Here is a 15,708-nt window from a genome sequence, read left to right on the forward strand (position 1 = left end):
AGGGGTGTGGGCGCCCCGGTCACGAGGCCACCTCGACGGACCGCCGGCCCCACTCCGTACCCGCCGCCGTGCGGCGCCGCGGCACGGCCGCCGGCGTTCCCGTGCTCGCCGCCCGGTCCGCGGCGGCCAGGACCCGGACGACGGCGAGGCCCTGTTCGCCGGGGGTCGCGGGCGATGTGCCCGCGCGCACGCAGTCGACGAAATGGGCGTCCTGCACCATCAGCGGTTCGGCCCCGGGAACAGGCCGGGAGACGATGTCACCGGAGCGGTGCACCACCCGGCAGCCGGCGTCCGTGCCGCCGTCACCGTCGGGCAGCTCCACACCGACGTCGTGGATCGTCAGACGCTCGTCCCCGGCCAGGTCGTCGTAGACGGCGGTCTTCTTCTCGCCGACGACCGTGATGCGCCGGACCTTCTCCGGGGCGAGCCAGCTGACGTGTACGAAGGCGGGAACGCCCGCTTCCGCGAAGTCCAGCCGGAGGTGAGCCACATCGGCGTGCGCCGCCCGCACCGCCCGATGGGTCCACGCCGACACCGTGGCGGGCAGCTCGCCGAGCAGATGGGCGACGATCGAGATGTCATGGGGCGCCAGATCCCAGACGACGTCGCAGTCCTGCCGGTAGCGCCCGAGGCTCAGCCGCGCGCAGTCGATGTGGAGCACCCGGCCGAGCTCGCCGGAGGCGATGACGTCCCGCAGCTTGCGGACGGCCGCGTCGTACGCGAAGACATGACCGACCATCAGCTGCACGCCGGCCGCCCGCGCGGCCTCCACCACAGCGACGCCGTCCTCCTCCAGCAGCACCAGCGGCTTCTCGACCAGGGTGGGCACTTTGGCGGCGAGCGCCTTCAGGGCGAGCCGGGCATGTGTCGCGGGCGGGGTGACCACCACGACGCCGTCGAGTCCGTCGAGCATGTCGTCCAGGTCCCGTACGACGCCCACTCCGGGATGGTCGGCCCGGGCCCGGCGTCTGCGCTCCTCGTCCGGCTCGATGACCGTGACCTCGACACCGGACAGGCTTGTCAGTACTCGGACATGTTTGCTCCCCCAGTAGCCGTATCCGGCGACTCCGATGCGCGTGCTCGGGCAATCGGCCATCAGTCCCCCGTGGTCCGTCCCGTTTACCTGCGTGCCGAGCGTTGGTCATTCGTAATCTCACACCGTTGCGCGCTGAACTCAAGGGCACCTTGCGTGCGTTGGGTGAAGAAACGCGGACGCGCGCGACCCGCACGCCGCGCGGCACGGCGCCCGTACGGTTCGCCGGCCCGGAGTGTCGATGCTTGCCTTCTCGCCCCTCGCCGTACTCACACACCGTCAGCTGCCCGCCCCGTGCCGCTCACCGGGTGCCAGGCGGGTGAAGTCTGAGGTGTCGTCAGCTTCCCGGGGCATGCATGAGAACCCGGACCGATCCGGACGGGCGAACGGGCGACGAGCGGAAGGCGAGCGTCATGAACCAACGAGCCGATCAGGCCGACCATCGCACCCTCAGGGTTCCGGTGCTCATCGTCGGCGGCTCCCTGGTCGGCCTGTCGACGTCGCTCTTCCTGGGCCGTCTGGGAGTGCGCCATCTGCTGGTGGAGCGGCACGCCGGCACCTCCATCCATCCGCGCGGCCGCGGCAACAACGTCCGCACGATGGAGCTGTTCCGGGTGGCAGGCGCCGAGGAGGGCATCCACCGGGCCGCCGCCACCCTGGCCGACAACCACGGCATCCTGCAGACGCCCACCCTGGTCGGCGACGCCGGCGAATGGCTGTTCAAGGAGATCGACCCCGGCGGCGGACTGGCCCGCTTCAGCCCGAGCAGCTGGTGCCTGTGCAGCCAGAACGACCTGGAGCCGGTCCTGCTCGACCAGGCCGCACGACTCTGCGGCGAACTGCGCTTCAACACCGAGATGCTGTCGTTCGACAGCGACCCCGACGGCGTCGGCGCCGTCCTCAAGAGCCGGGAGACGGGCGAGCACACCGCCGTCCGCGCCGACTACCTCGTCGCCGCCGACGGCCCCAGAAGCCCCGTCCGCGAACAGCTCGGCATCGGCCAGAGCGGCCCCGGCGACCTGTTCCACAACGTCAGCGTCACCTTCCGCTCCCGAGCCCTCGCCGACGTCGTGGGCGAGCGCCGCTTCATCGTCTGCTATCTGACGAACCCGGACGCCGACGGAGCACTGCTGCCGGTGGACAACCGCGAGCACTGGGTCTTCCACGCCCCCTGGCACCCCGAACACGGCGAAACCCTCGAGGAGTTCACCGACGAGCGGTGCATCGAGCACATCCGCCGCGCCGTCGGCGTGGCGGACCTCGACGTGGAGATCACCGGGCGCGCTCCCTGGCACGCCGCGCAGCGCGTCGCCGAGAGGTACCGCTCGGGGCGGGTCTTCCTGGCCGGCGACTCGGCCCACGAGATGTCGCCCACCGGGGCCTTCGGCTCCAACACCGGCATCCAGGACGCGCACAACCTCGCCTGGAAACTGGCCGCCGTCCTCGGCGGCTGGGCGGGGGAGAAGCTCCTCGACAGCTACGACACCGAGCGCCGCCCGGTCGCGGAGGCGACCAGCGCCCGCGCCGCCGTCCGCTCGGCCGAGCACAGCCACCCCGGATTCACCCCACCGCCCGGCGCCGGCGGCGGCCGTCAGCGTGGCATCCTCAACGTCGCCCTCGGCTACCGCTACCCCCAGGGCGCGGTCGTCGGCGCCGACCCGGCGGCGGCCGTCGTACCGGAGAACCTCGACCTGTCCGGCGAGCCCGGCAGCCGGGCCCCGCACTTGTGGGTGCGGCGCGCACAGGAGAGGGTCTCCACCCTCGACCTGTACGAGCGCACGCCGGTCCTGCTGTCCGACGCCGGTGACCCCAGCGGCTGGCACCGCGCCGCCGTCCGGCTGGCCCAGCGGATCCCGGTCCCGCTCACCTCCTACCGCGTGGGCACCGGAACCGGAGCGGACCTGGTCACGGACGGTGACGCGGACTGGGCGCAGGCCCACGGCGTCACCCGCGGGGGCGCCGTCCTCGTTCGGCCGGACGGGTTCGTCGCCTGGCGGTCGGCCGGCCCCGTCGCGGACGCCGAAACCGTGCTCCACGAGGTCCTCGCGGAGGCGCTGGCACTGGATTGATCACCCGATGAGCGCAGTCACGGGTGAAGCCGGGCCGCTTCACCCGCCTGATCGTCCCGACTGGTGACCCGGACCCGGGTGACTGACGGTGGATCACGTCGGGGCCCGGTCAAGTCAGCTGACCAAGTCCCAGCTGCCGGGCCGTGACGGAAGGACCATCAGATGCGCTCTGCCCGCTTGATCCTGGCCACAGCGGCGGCCTCCGCCGCCCTGGCCCTCGGCGCTCCCGGCGCGTACGCCGCCGGAGGCGACTGGGATCACGACGACTCTTCGTACAGCGACGGATCCTCGCACGGCAAGGAGCACGGCAAGCACGAATCACCGCACGGCGGCATGCACACCGGTGGCGGTGCGCTGACCGCGGTGAACGACCACGACGACTGGGGCAGCTCGCGGGACCCGAAGACGGACCCCGACACCTACAAGGACAACGGCGGCAAGAGCGACTGGGGCGACCGCGACGGCGGCGGACGCGGAGGCGACTCCTGGGGCGGCGGGCACGAGAAGCCCAGCGGCGGTATGCACACCGGTGGCGGAGCGCTCGCCACCCCCACGGCGACCGCCGGCGGCCTCGCCGTGCTGGCTGTCGCCGCCACCGGCCTGTACGCGGCGCGCCGCAAGAAGCCGGTCGGAAACCCGGCCTGACCCGTGCCGGATGCGATAGCGCAGCCGTGGCCGCCACTTGTGCCCCGAGTGGCGGCCCGGCTCGCTGTCACCGCACCCGCTCCGCCCCGCTGCCGTGTCCGATTGAGGTGGTTCCCCGATGGCAGCTCCCCCCTCCTCACCCACCGACGACGAGCCGGCCCCCGGCAGGCAGGGATCGTCCCGCTCGGGGGCGATGATGATGTGCGCCGCCGCCGGGCTGCTCCTGGTCGCGAGCCTGATCAGCGGCCACAACTCAGCGGACGACGCCTCCGGCCGTTCGGGTGCCCCCCGCCCCGCCGCCGCGGCCCCCCGACCGGCCGCGTCGTCGTCCTCGTCCTCCTCCCACGACACCGCCTCCGACCCGTCCGAGGACCGGCCGGTGGGCAGACACCTGCCCCGCTCCGAGCCGGTGCGCCTGCGCATCCCCAAGATCTGGGTCGACGCGCCCTTCACCGACCTCTACATCGGCCCCACCGGGCAGCTGGAAGCGCCCCCCGCCGCCGACACCAACCTCGTCGGCTGGCACGCCAAGGGCGCCTCGCCCGGTGAGACGGGGACCGCGGTCATCGCCGGACACGTCGACACCAAGACGTCCGCGGCCGTCTTCGCCAACCTCGGCGAGCTGGAGAAGGGCGACGTCTTCTACGTCGACCGGGCCGACGGGAGCACCGCGACCTTCCAGGTCGACGACGCGCAGACGTACGAGAAGTCCGACTTCCCCAGCGACCGCGTCTACGACGACACCCCGCGCGCCGAGGCACGGCTCATCACCTGTGCGGGTGACTACGACCGCTCGGCCCGCGACTACACCGACAACCTCGTCGTCTTCGCCCATCTCGTCCGATAGATCACCCGCGTAGTTCATACGAGTCGCGGGCTTCCGGGCCCGGGCACACGATCGAGGAACGCTGACGCCGCATCACCGCGGCCGAGGAACCACTTCCGCCCCGAAGGAGATGTGCGCAGGATGACCACCACGTCGGAACGTCCCACCGGTTCGCCCTCGCGACAGGTGTCGCCCCGAGTCTCCCAGTCCGTGTTCGACGGTTCCCGGCTCCGGGTCGTCCTCCTGGTGGACGTCTACGACGGCGCCCAGCAGCAGTTCCTGGAGGCGTACGAACTGCTGTGCAACCAGGTCGCCTCCGTCCCCGGACACGTCAGCGACCAGCTGTGCCAGTCCATCGAGAACCCCTCCCAGTGGCTGATCACCAGCGAGTGGGAGAGCGCCCCGCCCTTCCTCGCCTGGGTCAACAGCGAGGAACACGTGCGGATGGTGGAGCCGCTGCACAGCTGTGTCCGCGACACCCGGTCGCTGCGCTTCCACGTCGTGCGCGAGACCGGCGGCCCCGCGGCCGGCACGGAGTCCGCCGAGCGCCGGCTGCAGTCGGCGCCCAGGATCGGCGACGGTCTGATCCGGCACGCCCTCACCTTCACCGTCAAGCCGGGCAGCGAGGAGAAGGTCGCAGGGATCCTCGCCGACTACGCCTCGCCCGAGCCGAAGGTCGACGAGACCACGCGGCTGTGCCGCACGTCCCTGTTCATGCACGGCAACCGGGTGGTGCGGGCCATCGAGGTACGCGGCGACCTGCTCGCCGCGCTGCGCCACGTCTCCCGCCAGCCCGAGGTGCGCGCCGTCGAGGAGGCCATCAACCCCTATCTGGAGCAGGACCGGGACCTCAACGACCCCGAGTCCGCCCGGGTCTTCTTCACCCGGGCCGCGCTGCCCGCCGTGCACCATGTGACGGCCGAGCGGCAGGAGGGCCAGGCGGAGCGGTACGCCCTGTCCTACCCGGCCCGGCCCGGCCGCGGCATGCGCCTGGCCGAGCTGCTGGCCCGTCAGGACGAGGCGGCCGCCGACGACCCGCGCAGCCCGGTCGTGCGCAGCACCATCTTCCAGCGCGACGACGTCGTCGTACGGCTGGTCGAGGTGAGCGGCGGCCTCGACGCCGCCGACCCCGCGCTGATCCTCGGCCTCGCGGACCCCGCCCAGGCGGCCGAGCTGACCGAGTTCCCCGCCGAGGCGTCCGCGCCCAGGGACGCGGAGCTCGCGCGCTTCGTGAAACTCGCCCGCATGGATCTCGTCACCGACCGCCGCTCGCCCGAGGCCTGAAGTCCCACCGGGCCGTGGCGGCCAGACCCCACGTCGATGCAGGACCTGAACGGAGGAACGTCGTGATCACATCCCGTCCCAGAATCGTGGATCTCAGCGAGGTCGAGCCCAACCGCCGGCGCGGCGGCGATCTGCGCGCCATGCTCACCCCCGCCACCGTCGGCTCCACCAGCGGATTCATGGGTGTCGCCATCGTGGAGCCGGGCGAGCGCATCGGTGAGCACTACCACCCGTACTCCGAGGAGTTCGTGTACGTCGTGTGCGGGGAGCTGGAGGTCGACCTGGACGGCGTCCCCCATCCGCTGCGGCCCGAGCAGGGGCTGATGATCCCCGCCCACATGCGGCACCGCTTCCGCAACATCGGCAACGTTCAGGCCCGCATCGTCTTCCACCTCGGCCCGCTCGCGCCGCGCCCGCAGCTCGGCCATGTCGACACCGAGGAGACCGAGCCCGCCGCCGAGGTCGGTTCATGAGCCGACGAGTGGCCGTCACCGGCATAGGCGTCGTCGCACCGGGCGGCATCGGCGTACCGGCGTTCTGGGACCTCCTGGCCGCCGGGCGCACCGCGACGCGCGGCATCACGTTCTTCGATCCGGCGGGGCTGCGATCCCGGATCGCCGCCGAGTGCGACTTCGACCCGGTGGCGGGGGGCCTGGACGCAGAGCAGATCGCGCGGTGCGACCGGTACATACAGTTCGCCCTGGTCGCCGGCGCGGAGGCGGTGCGCGACGCCGGGCTCGACCTGGAGCGGGAGAACCCGTGGCGCGTGGGGGTGTCCCTGGGCACCGCGGTCGGCGGCACCACACGGCTGGAGCACGACTACGTCCTGGTCAGCCACGGCGGTGAGCGCTGGGACGTGGACCCCGGCCGGGCCGAGCCGCATCTGCACCGGGCGTTCGCGCCCAGCACCCTCGCCTCGACGGTCGCGGAGCGGTTCGGGGCGCGCGGTCCGGTGCAGACCGTCTCGACGGGCTGCACCTCGGGCCTCGACGCGGTCGGATACGCCTTCCACACCGTGCAGGAGGGCCGGGCCGACGTCTGCATCGCGGGGGCGTCGGACTCGCCGATCTCCCCGATCACCATGGCCTGCTTCGACGCGATCAAGGCCACGTCCCCCAACAACGACGACCCGGCCCACGCCTCGCGTCCCTTCGACGCCGACCGGGACGGGTTCGTGATGGGCGAGGGCGGCGCGGTGCTCGTTTTGGAGGAACTCGAACACGCCCGGGCGCGCGGCGCGCAGGTGTACTGCGAGCTCGGCGGCTACGCCACCTTCGGCAACGCCTATCACATGACCGGGCTGACCCGTGAGGGCCTGGAGATGGCGAAGGCCATCGAGGTCGCCCTCGACCACGCCCGGCTCGACGGCACGGCCATCGACTACGTCAACGCACACGGCTCGGGCACCCAGCAGAACGACCGTCACGAGACCGCCGCGGTGAAACGGGCCCTGGGCCCGCACGCCTACGACACGCCGATGAGCTCCATCAAGTCCATGGTCGGGCACTCGCTCGGCGCGATCGGCGCGATCGAACTCGTCGCCTGCGTACTGGCGCTGGCCCACCAGACCGTTCCGCCGACCGCCAACTACGAGACCCCCGACCCCGAGTGCGACCTGGACTACGTCCCGCGCACCGCACGCGCCCGGAAACTCGACAGCGTGCTCTCCGTGGGCAGCGGGTTCGGCGGCTTCCAGTCCGCGGTGGTCCTGACCCGGCCGAGGGAGAAGACACGATGAGCGAACCCCGTTCACGGCGCGCGGCCATCACCGGCATGGGCGTGATCGCGCCCAACGGAGCCGGTACGGACACCTTCTGGAAGGCCACCAGGGAGGGCATCGGCGTCCTGGACCGGGTCACCCGCGAGGGCTGCGAGCACCTGCCGCTGCGGGTGGCGGGCGAGGTGCGCGACTTCGACCCGTCGGCCGCGGTGGAGGCGCGCTTCCTCGTCCAGACCGACCGGTTCACGCACTTCGCCATGGCCGCCGCCGACCTGGCCCTGGAGGACGCCCGCCTGGGCCGGACCGTCACCGACGCCGCACCGTTCTCGGTCGGCGTGGTCACCGCGGCCGGCTCCGGCGGCGGCGAGTTCGGGCAGCGGGAACTGCAGCAGCTGTGGGGCAAGGGCAGCCGGTACGTCGGCCCGTACCAGTCCATCGCCTGGTTCTACGCCGCGAGCACCGGCCAGATATCCATCCGGCGCGGCTTCAAGGGCCCCTGCTCCGTCGTCGCGAGCGACGAGGCCGGCGGACTGGACGCCCTCGCCCACGCGGCGCGGGCCGTGCGACGCGGCACCGATGTCATCGTGGCCGGCTCGACCGAGGCGCCCCTTGCCCCCTATTCCATGGTCTGCCAGCTCGGCTACGACGAGCTCAGCACCGAGAGCGACCCGACCCGCGCCTACCGTCCCTTCACCTCCGCGGCCTGCGGATTCGTGCCCGCCGAGGGCGGCGCCATGCTGGTCGTGGAGGACGAGGGCACGGCCCGGGAGCGCTGCGCGCAGGTGCGGGCGGTGCTCGCCGGACACGCGGCGACGTTCACCGGCGCCTCCCGCTGGGAGGAGTCCCGGCACGGCCTTGCCCATGCCGTGCGGGGCGCGCTGGACGAGGCGGGCTGCGCCCCCGAGGAGATCGACGTGGTCTTCGCCGACGCCCTCGGCGTGCCGGAGGCGGACACCGCCGAGGCCCTCGCCATCGCCGACGTACTCGGCACCCGCGTGCCGGTCACGGCACCCAAGACCGGGATCGGCCGCGGCTACGGAGCAGCCCCCGTGCTCGACGCCGTGGCCGCGGTGCTCGCCATGGAGCACGGCGTGATCCCACCCACCCCCAACGTCTTCGACATCTGCCATGACCTCGACCTCGTCACTGGCAGGGCCCGCACCGCCGAACTGCGCACGGCGCTGGTCCTGAGCCGCGGACTGATGGGGTCGAACTCGGCGCTCGTGCTGCAACGCCGCGCCACCGGAGCCTCGTGACGAGGCACCGCGCAGCAGACAAGGAGAACAAGCCATGACCGATCGCATCACCGTCGAAGAGCTGGCCGAGCTCATGAAGAAGTCCGCCGGTGTCACCGTCGCCCCGGCGGAACTGAGAGCGAACGACCCGGGCTTCGACAGCCTCGGCGTCGACTCACTGGGACTGCTCGGCATCGTCGGCGAGCTGGAGAACCGGTACGGGACACCGATGCCCCCCGACGCCGAACGCTCCAAGACGCCCCGGCAGTTCCTCGAACTCGTCAACAGTGCCCTCATGACAGGAGCGTGAAATGACCGGACACACACGCAACGACATCACCATCGCCGCCCCCCTGGACCTGGTCTGGGACATGACCAACGACCTGGAGAACTGGCCGCAGCTGTTCAGCGAGTACGCCTCCGTCGAGATCATCAAGCGGGAGGGCAACCGGACCACCTTCCGGCTGACCATGCACCCGGACGAGAACGGCACCGTGTGGAGCTGGGTCTCGCAGCGCGAGCCGGACCGCGAGTCGCTCAGCGTCAAGGCCCGCAGGGTCGAGACGGGTCCCTTCGACCACATGGACATCCACTGGAGCTACGAGGAAGTGTCCGGCGGCACGCGGATGGTCTGGACGCAGGACTTCGCGATGAAGCCGGACGCGCCGGTCGACGACGCCTGGATGACCGACAACATCAACCGGAACTCCAAGGTCCAGATGGCCCTGATCCGGGACCGCATCGAGAAGGCCGCCGCCGAGCGCGGAGCCACCCCGGGCCTGACGGACTGAGCCGGACGGAGAACTCTCCCTCATGCACCAAGCCCTCATCGTCGCCCGTATGGCCCCCGGATCGGCCCCCGACATCGCCAAGGTGTTCGCCGAGTCCGACCGGGGAGAGCTGCCGCACCTCGTCGGAGTGGTCCGGCGCAGCCTCTTCCAGTTCGGCGACGTCTACATGCATCTGATCGAGTCCGAGCGCGAGCCCGGCCCCGCCATCGCCAAGGTCACGGACCACCCCGACTTCCGTGACGTCAGCGAACGGCTGTCCTCCTACGTCAGCGCCTACGACCCCGCCACCTGGCGCTCCCCGAAGGACGCCATGGCGCAGCGCTTCTACCTCTGGGAGCGCGACCCGGCCCGCTGAACCGGCCGGACACACCGGTGGCCGGACCCGCAGCGTCGCGGGCCCGGCCACCGGTGTGTCCGTGCGAACGGCCCTGTCAGCCGGGCACGTGACAGTCGAAGGCGTGCAGATAGGGATTGACCGGCCGGATGTCGTCGATGACCAGGCCCGCCTCGGTCAGCCGGTCGACCATGCTCCGGGTGGTGTGCTTGGCACCGCCGACGTTCAGGAGCAGCAGCAGGTCCATCGCGGTGCTGAAGCGCATCGAGGGCGTGTCGTCGACGAGGTTCTCGATGACCACGACCCGGGTGCCCGGGCCGCCCGCCGCACGGACGTTGCGCAGCGTTCGCGCGGTGCTCTCGTCGTCCCACTCCAGGATGTTCTTGATGACATAGACATCGGCCTCAACGGGCACGGCCTCCCGGACGTCGCCGGGCACGATGCGCACCCGATCCGCGAGGTCGCCCCCGGCACGCAGCCGCGGCACCGCGTTCTCCACCACGCGCGGCAGATCCATCAACGTGCCCCGCATCGAGGGGTACTTGTCCAGCAGGCTGGCCACCACATGACCCTGACCGCCGCCGAGGTCGGCGACCGACGAACTCCCCGACAGATCGAGGAACTCGGCGACATCGCGCGCCGACTGCACGCTGGAGGTCGTCATCGCGCGGTTGAAGACGTCGGCCGATTCGGGGGCGTCCTCGTTGAGGTAGGGAAAGAACTCCTTGCCGTACAGGTCCTCGATGACGTTGCGCCCGGTGCGCACCGCCTCGTCGAGCCGCGGCCAGGCGTCCCACGTCCAGGGCTCGGTGCACCACAGCGAGATGGCTCGCAGGCTGTTCGGATCGTCCTCGCGCAGCAGCCTGGAGACATCGGTGTGCGCGAAGGTGCCGTCCGGCAGTTCGGCGAAGATGTCGTAGCAGGACAGGGTGCGCAGCAGGCGTCGTAGCGGACGGGCCTCGGCCTTCACGGCGGCCGCGAGGTCCTCCACGGTCATCGGGCTGTCGCCGAGCGCGTCGGGGACGCCCAGCCGGGCGGCCGCCCGGACGGCGGCGGCACATGCCGCCGCGAACGCGAGCTCCCTCAGCCGCATGGACGGCGGCGGGGCGGTCTGTGCGGTCGTCATGTGCCGCTTCCCTTCTTCTCTCGTGTTCTTTCGGATGCGCGGGTGGCTCGGGTTCACCCGCGGTGACAAGCCCGGTTCAGCACAGACCCGCGGGCTTGGACGCGCGGCAGGAGTTGCCCTGGAACGTGTTGTCCTTGCCCGGGTCCGTGTTGACGAGGTCGGCCGGCGCATTGCCCTTGAGCACGTTGCCGGTGATGCGGTTGCGGTCGCTGGTGACGCCCACGAAGCTCTTGAACAGCACGATGCCGCCCGACAGCGGGGACTTGCCGGCGTTGTCCTTGACCACGTTGCCCGTCACGGCGGTGTCCTCGGCGCCGGTCACGACGATGCCGGAGCCCTGCAGCGCGTCCAGCCGGTCCGTCTTCGGGCACGACTTGTTGTTCTGCGCCACGAAGTTGTCGCGCACCGCGAGGGCGCCGGTCTTGGGCTTGTTCTCGTCACCGACGACGAACACGCCCGCGCAGTTGCCGGTGAGGTGATTGCGCATCACGGTGAGGTTGCGCAGCCGCCGGACGGTGACGCCGATGCGGTTGCCCTCCAGGCGGTTGCTGTCGACGACCGTACCGTGGGTGTCGGAGGCGCCCGCCTCCTCCTTGATGGTGTTGGCGAGGAACACGCCCGCGTCGCCGTTGTCCTTGGCGGTGTTGTCCCGGATCACGCCCCGCACCGAGCGCTCCTGGGCGATGCCCCACACGCCGTTCTTCACCGCGGTCACGTCGCGCACGGTCAGTCCGTCGGTCGCCATGGCGAACACGCCGGTCCTGGCGAAGCCGGTGACGGTCAGGGAGGCGATGGTGACGCCCTGGAGGTCGCGGTCCTTCGTCCCCACGACACAGATGCCGTTGCCGCCCTCGGAGCAGCTCTCGGAGGCCTTCTCGGCGGACTTCTTCGTGCCGGGTTCGAGCACCGTGCTGCGCCCCATGCCCCGCAGGGTCAGCCCGGGCGTGGTCACCTTGACGCTCTCGTGGAAGGTGCCGGGGGCCAGCAGCACGGTGTCGCCGCTCTCGGCAGCGTCGACCGCCTTCTGGATCGACTGGCCCGGCCAGACCACATGAACGTCGTGGTGACCGGCCGGGGGAGCGGCACCAAGTCCCGTTCCGACGACCACTGCGGTACACATCAGGTAGGCGATGCGGTAATTGGTCATATTCCGAACGCTATGACCGGATCTGCTCGTTGCTGGGAGGATGGGCCATCCGGCGGCGTGTCATGACCCGGCTGTAGGCTTCCGTGTGATGAGTTTCCCCGCGCCCGGCCAGGGCCCACGATGAGCGTCGCCGCGGCCTTCCCGGTCGGTGCCGCGACCACCCTTGCCGAACTCACCGTGAACCCGCACCCGCGGCTCGCCCTGCTGCGTGAGCACGAGCCCGTGTCCTGGCTGCCCGAACTGGGCGGCTGGCTGGTGACCCGCCGCGACCTGGCGCTCGACGTGATGCGGGACGCCCGCACCTTCACCGTCGACGACCCCCGCTTCTCCACCGCGCAGGTCGTCGGGCCGAGCATGCTGTCCCTGGACGGCGAGCAGCACACCCGCCACCGCGAGCCCTTCAACGCCCCCTTCCGCCCACGCCAGGTGCACGACGGCTTCGCCGCGTTCATCGAGGGGGAAACCGGCCGGCTCGTCGACACGCTGGAACCGGCGGGCGCCGCCGAACTGCGTCGCGCCTTCGCCGGACCGCTCGCCGTCGCCGTGGTCACCGAGGCGCTCGGACTGGTCGGCACCACCGCGCAGACCGTCCTCGCCTGGTACGACACCATCGTCCGGTCGGTCTCGGAGATCACCGCCGGACGGGACGCGGGCACCGAGGGCCCCGCGGCGTACGCGCAGTTGCGGACCGCCGTCGAGGGCACCATCGCCGACCGGCACAGCTCCTCGCTGCTCGTCTCGGCCGCGGACCGGCTCCAGCCGCCCGAAGTGGCCTCCAACGCCGCGGTCATGATGTTCGGGGGCATCGAGACCACCGAGGCGATGATCACCAACGCGCTGCTGCAGCTGCTCCGCCACCCGGACCAACTCGCCCTCGTCCAGGCCGACTTCGACCTCCTGGACGGCGCGATCGAGGAGTCGCTGCGACTCGAACCCGGCGCCCTGGTCGTCGACCGCTACGCCACCCGCGACATCGAACTGGGCCCGGCCGCGATCCGCGAGGGCGACCCGGTCACCGTCTCCCTCGCGGGCGCCAACCGTGACCCGGCCGTCTTCGCCGACCCCGACCGGTTCGACGTACGCCGCCCGAACGCACGCCTCCAACTGGCGTTCGCCCACGGCCCGCACCACTGCATCGCCGCGCACCTGGCCCGTCTGGAGACCCGCATCGCCCTCCGCCAGCTCCTGCAGCGGCTCCCGGGACTGCGCCTCGACCCGGAGCGCCCCGCGACCCCGGAGGGACTGGTCTTCCGCAAGCCGCCCACGCTGCATGTGCGGTGGGACCGGCCCGCCTGACGCCTTACTCCTTCGGCGGCTTTCCGGTTCCTCGGTCCCTCGGTGTCAGGCATGATGCGCGCGGGCGCGGGATGCCAGGCGCTCGGCGAGCGCGACGACCAGATCAAGCAGCTCGTTCGGACGCTCGATGACGAACGGCCGGTCGAGGGAGGCGAGTACGGCAGGCAGCCAGTCGAGCCGCTCCACCCGTAGCTCGACGCGCAGCCAGCGCTCGCCCGTCCGGTCCTGGTCCGCTGCGGGCTCGTGCTCCTCCAAGTGCGCGACGCCGGCGGGGAGATGGGCGCGGATCTGGTCAACCGTCCCCTGGATCCGCAGAGTCACCTCGTGCCGATACTCGGCCGTGGCGAAGCCCGACAGCATGCGTTGCGCCGGATCGGGGCCGGCCGGCGCCTCGAAGGAGCCGGGCAGTGCCCTCGCGTCGGTGATGCGATCCAGCCGGAACGTACGGTCCTCGCCGATCCGGGCGTCCTGGCCGGTGACGTACCACCGGCCGGAGTGGGCGACGATCCCGTACGCGTGCAGCGTCCGTTCGCTGCCCTGTCCGGCACGGTCGGTGTAGCGGATCGACACCGGTCGGCGGTGGCGGACCGCGTCGGCGAGGGTGAGCAGGACGGCGGCGTCCGGGGTGTCGAGGTCGCCGGGACGGTCCGTGAAGGCGAGAGACTCCAGGAGCGCGTCGAGCCGCCCGGCCGTGTGCCTGGGCAGCACGCGCCGGATCTTGGCCGACGCCGTCTCGCTCGCCGTGAGCTCCGTCGTCAGCCCTGTGCGGCGGCCGGCGATCAGGCCCAGCAGCACGGCCAGGGCCTCGTCGTCGCTGAGCATGAGCGGGGGGAGCCGGTATCCGGGCGCGAGCCGGTAGCCGCCGTAGCGGCCGCGCACCGATTCCACTGGTACGTCGAGGTCGAGGAGATGGCCCACGTAGCGGCGGACGGTGCGTCCTTCGACGCCGAGCCGCTCGGCGAGTTCGGCCACGGTCCGGGTGCCGCCCGACTGCAGCAGTTCCAGGAGGGTCAGTACGCGGCCGGTGGGTCGGGACATGCGCGCAGCCTAACGCCGATACAGGACCGAATCTGTCCGCTATCTCGCCTAGCGTGCGGAGCACAGCGATTCCAGCAACCGAGGAGACCTCCATGGACTTCGTCTCGATCCGCATCATCACCAGCGATGTCGCCCGCCTCGTCGACTTCTACGAGCGGGCCACGGGCGTCTCGGCGACATGGGCGACCGAGGACTTCGCCGAACTCAGGACCGCGCACGCCACCCTCGCGATCGCCGGCGTCCGCACCGTCCCGCTGTTCGCCTCGGGCTCCGCCCGCCCGGCGGACAACCACAGCGTGATCGTCGAGTTCCTCGTCGACGACGTGGACCAGGTGCACCGGAACCTGACCGGTCACGTCACCGAGTTCGTCCAGAAGCCCACCACTATGCCCTGGGGCAACCGCTCCCTGCTGTTCCGCGACCCCGACGGCAACCTCGTCAACTTCTTCACCCCGGTCACGGCGGCGGCCGTCGCCAAGTTCGCCGGCTGAGAGGACGGTTCTGCCGAGCCGGGCCCGGCTCACACCGGTCTGCGTGTCCAGAGCGACAGGTCGCTGCTCGTCGCCACGGCGAGGGTCTGTCCGGAGGGGGAGAAGCCGGCGGCCCGGAACTCGGAGTAGGAGGCGTGAAAGATGTGCCACCACCCTTCTCCGTGCGAACCGGCGTAAGGCGACCCGCCCTCCCGGGACAGCAGGACCCGATGATTGGGCCACGCCGGGGCGACGACTTCAAGGACCCAACCATCGTCGGTGACGGCAGGAAGCGAGCCGCCGAAGAGCCCGGCGACGCGCACCCTGCTACCGGCGATCGGACCCAGTCCAGGGCAGGACAGGCCGTCGGACGCGTCAGGTGTGTCGTCATCGGGGCCCGGATCCGGATCGCGGTCGCGGGCGATCTTCTCTCCCGTGACGGCGTCGAAGAGGCCGTGTCCGCTGGTCGAGTCGACCAGCACCAGGTCGTGGCCGCTGTCGGGATGCGCGGCGAAGCCGATCCCGAGCAGGCCGCCGACGGGCACGCCGTACTGGTACGCGAACACCGGCCGCCAGGGCTCGGGCGCGGGCACCACGGGAGCGGCCAGAAGGCGGTCCCGCAGGGCCGGTTGGTACGTGGAGAGCGCCGGCCCCCGCCCTGGTTGCTCCACCGGAGCCGCCTCCTTGATCCGTT

General features: G+C 71.5%; 17 protein-coding genes. 12 read left to right on the top strand and 5 right to left on the bottom strand.

What is annotated here, in order from left to right; genetic code table 11:
- Positions 1–19: 19 nt before the first annotated feature.
- Positions 20–1,096, bottom strand: a complete 1,077-nt coding sequence (locus MQN93_RS23680) for a Gfo/Idh/MocA family protein (RefSeq protein WP_242711172.1) — start codon at positions 1,094–1,096, stop codon at positions 20–22.
- A gap of 350 nt (positions 1,097–1,446) precedes the next feature.
- Between MQN93_RS23680 and MQN93_RS23685 the strand changes: the two genes are divergently transcribed.
- The 10 genes from MQN93_RS23685 to MQN93_RS23730 all read left to right on the top strand — a co-directional run bounded on the left by MQN93_RS23685 (position 1,447) and on the right by MQN93_RS23730 (position 9,958).
- Entirely contained in the window at positions 1,447–3,102 is a 1,656-nt protein-coding gene (locus MQN93_RS23685; protein WP_242711173.1) for an FAD-dependent oxidoreductase, read from the top strand.
- A gap of 162 nt (positions 3,103–3,264) precedes the next feature.
- On the top strand, positions 3,265–3,747 hold the full coding sequence (locus MQN93_RS23690) for a hypothetical protein (protein ID WP_016433759.1): 483 nt from the start codon (positions 3,265–3,267) through the stop codon (positions 3,745–3,747).
- A 118-nt stretch (positions 3,748–3,865) separates the two neighbouring features.
- Entirely contained in the window at positions 3,866–4,594 is a 729-nt protein-coding gene (locus MQN93_RS23695; RefSeq protein WP_016433758.1) for a class F sortase, read from the top strand.
- 120 nt (positions 4,595–4,714) lie between these two features.
- Positions 4,715–5,857 carry a SchA/CurD-like domain-containing protein gene (locus MQN93_RS23700; protein ID WP_242711174.1) on the top strand — a complete coding sequence of 381 codons (1,143 nt, stop codon included), beginning with the start codon at positions 4,715–4,717 and terminating at the stop codon, positions 5,855–5,857.
- Positions 5,858–5,919: 62 nt separating this feature from the next.
- A complete protein-coding gene (locus MQN93_RS23705) occupies positions 5,920–6,330 on the top strand; it encodes a cupin domain-containing protein (RefSeq protein ID WP_242711175.1) in 411 nt (136 codons plus the stop codon).
- Positions 6,327–7,595, top strand: coding sequence for a beta-ketoacyl-[acyl-carrier-protein] synthase family protein (locus MQN93_RS23710; RefSeq protein WP_242711176.1), 1,269 nt, complete (start codon positions 6,327–6,329; stop codon positions 7,593–7,595). Before MQN93_RS23705 ends, MQN93_RS23710 begins: the two co-directional genes overlap by 4 nt.
- Entirely contained in the window at positions 7,592–8,833 is a 1,242-nt protein-coding gene (locus MQN93_RS23715) for a ketosynthase chain-length factor (RefSeq protein WP_242711177.1), read from the top strand. The genes MQN93_RS23710 and MQN93_RS23715 overlap by 4 nt, the downstream gene beginning before the upstream one ends.
- A 34-nt stretch (positions 8,834–8,867) precedes the next feature.
- Positions 8,868–9,122 (top strand): acyl carrier protein, encoded by a 255-nt coding sequence (locus MQN93_RS23720; protein ID WP_108009525.1) that lies wholly within the window; start codon positions 8,868–8,870, stop codon positions 9,120–9,122.
- Position 9,123: 1 nt separating this feature from the next.
- A complete protein-coding gene (locus tag MQN93_RS23725) occupies positions 9,124–9,603 on the top strand; it encodes an SRPBCC family protein (RefSeq protein ID WP_242711178.1) in 480 nt (159 codons plus the stop codon).
- Between the two features lie 22 nt (positions 9,604–9,625).
- Positions 9,626–9,958 (top strand): TcmI family type II polyketide cyclase, encoded by a 333-nt coding sequence (locus MQN93_RS23730; RefSeq protein WP_016433751.1) that lies wholly within the window; start codon positions 9,626–9,628, stop codon positions 9,956–9,958.
- A 76-nt stretch (positions 9,959–10,034) separates the two neighbouring features.
- Here MQN93_RS23730 and MQN93_RS23735 read toward each other — a convergent pair whose 3' ends face one another.
- Positions 10,035–11,063, bottom strand: a complete 1,029-nt coding sequence (locus MQN93_RS23735) for a methyltransferase (RefSeq protein WP_016433750.1) — start codon at positions 11,061–11,063, stop codon at positions 10,035–10,037.
- Positions 11,064–11,139: 76 nt separating this feature from the next.
- Positions 11,140–12,210: a right-handed parallel beta-helix repeat-containing protein gene (locus tag MQN93_RS23740; protein ID WP_242711179.1), complete on the bottom strand. Its 1,071-nt coding sequence runs from the start codon at positions 12,208–12,210 to the stop codon at positions 11,140–11,142.
- Between the two features lie 120 nt (positions 12,211–12,330).
- Between MQN93_RS23740 and MQN93_RS23745 the strand changes: the two genes are divergently transcribed.
- Positions 12,331–13,506, top strand: a complete 1,176-nt coding sequence (locus tag MQN93_RS23745) for a cytochrome P450 (RefSeq protein WP_016433748.1) — start codon at positions 12,331–12,333, stop codon at positions 13,504–13,506.
- Between the two features lie 45 nt (positions 13,507–13,551).
- Here MQN93_RS23745 and MQN93_RS23750 read toward each other — a convergent pair whose 3' ends face one another.
- On the bottom strand, positions 13,552–14,544 hold the full coding sequence (locus MQN93_RS23750; protein ID WP_242711180.1) for a helix-turn-helix transcriptional regulator: 993 nt from the start codon (positions 14,542–14,544) through the stop codon (positions 13,552–13,554).
- Positions 14,545–14,636: 92 nt separating this feature from the next.
- Here MQN93_RS23750 and MQN93_RS23755 point away from each other — a divergent pair, with 92 nt between their 5' ends.
- Positions 14,637–15,035 (top strand): VOC family protein, encoded by a 399-nt coding sequence (locus MQN93_RS23755; RefSeq protein WP_242711181.1) that lies wholly within the window; start codon positions 14,637–14,639, stop codon positions 15,033–15,035.
- 29 nt (positions 15,036–15,064) lie between these two features.
- On the opposite strand, the gene MQN93_RS23760 is transcribed toward MQN93_RS23755, so the two are convergent.
- On the bottom strand, positions 15,065–15,685 hold the full coding sequence (locus MQN93_RS23760; RefSeq protein ID WP_242711182.1) for a hypothetical protein: 621 nt from the start codon (positions 15,683–15,685) through the stop codon (positions 15,065–15,067).
- Positions 15,686–15,708: the final 23 nt, after the last annotated feature.

The organism is Streptomyces spinosisporus, assembly GCF_022698145.1.
Taxonomy (GTDB): Bacteria; Actinomycetota; Actinomycetes; order Streptomycetales; family Streptomycetaceae; genus Streptomyces; species Streptomyces spinosisporus.

What these genes read in the sequence shown, in the direction of transcription:
- MQN93_RS23680 (WP_242711172.1), bottom strand. Translation starts at nt 1,096, where the DNA reads ATGGCCGATTGCCCGAGCACGCGCATCGGAGTCGCCGGATACGGCTAC.
- MQN93_RS23685 (WP_242711173.1), top strand. Translation starts at nt 1,447, where the DNA reads ATGAACCAACGAGCCGATCAGGCCGACCATCGCACCCTCAGGGTTCCG.
- MQN93_RS23715 (WP_242711177.1), top strand. Translation starts at nt 7,592, where the DNA reads ATGAGCGAACCCCGTTCACGGCGCGCGGCCATCACCGGCATGGGCGTG.
- MQN93_RS23755 (WP_242711181.1), top strand. Translation starts at nt 14,637, where the DNA reads ATGGACTTCGTCTCGATCCGCATCATCACCAGCGATGTCGCCCGCCTC.
- MQN93_RS23700 (WP_242711174.1), top strand. Translation starts at nt 4,715, where the DNA reads ATGACCACCACGTCGGAACGTCCCACCGGTTCGCCCTCGCGACAGGTG.
- MQN93_RS23710 (WP_242711176.1), top strand. Translation starts at nt 6,327, where the DNA reads ATGAGCCGACGAGTGGCCGTCACCGGCATAGGCGTCGTCGCACCGGGC.
- MQN93_RS23720 (WP_108009525.1), top strand. Translation starts at nt 8,868, where the DNA reads ATGACCGATCGCATCACCGTCGAAGAGCTGGCCGAGCTCATGAAGAAG.
- MQN93_RS23750 (WP_242711180.1), bottom strand. Translation starts at nt 14,544, where the DNA reads ATGTCCCGACCCACCGGCCGCGTACTGACCCTCCTGGAACTGCTGCAG.
- MQN93_RS23735 (WP_016433750.1), bottom strand. Translation starts at nt 11,063, where the DNA reads ATGACGACCGCACAGACCGCCCCGCCGCCGTCCATGCGGCTGAGGGAG.
- MQN93_RS23740 (WP_242711179.1), bottom strand. Translation starts at nt 12,210, where the DNA reads ATGACCAATTACCGCATCGCCTACCTGATGTGTACCGCAGTGGTCGTC.
- MQN93_RS23690 (WP_016433759.1), top strand. Translation starts at nt 3,265, where the DNA reads ATGCGCTCTGCCCGCTTGATCCTGGCCACAGCGGCGGCCTCCGCCGCC.
- MQN93_RS23730 (WP_016433751.1), top strand. Translation starts at nt 9,626, where the DNA reads ATGCACCAAGCCCTCATCGTCGCCCGTATGGCCCCCGGATCGGCCCCC.
- MQN93_RS23695 (WP_016433758.1), top strand. Translation starts at nt 3,866, where the DNA reads ATGGCAGCTCCCCCCTCCTCACCCACCGACGACGAGCCGGCCCCCGGC.
- MQN93_RS23745 (WP_016433748.1), top strand. Translation starts at nt 12,331, where the DNA reads ATGAGCGTCGCCGCGGCCTTCCCGGTCGGTGCCGCGACCACCCTTGCC.
- MQN93_RS23725 (WP_242711178.1), top strand. Translation starts at nt 9,124, where the DNA reads ATGACCGGACACACACGCAACGACATCACCATCGCCGCCCCCCTGGAC.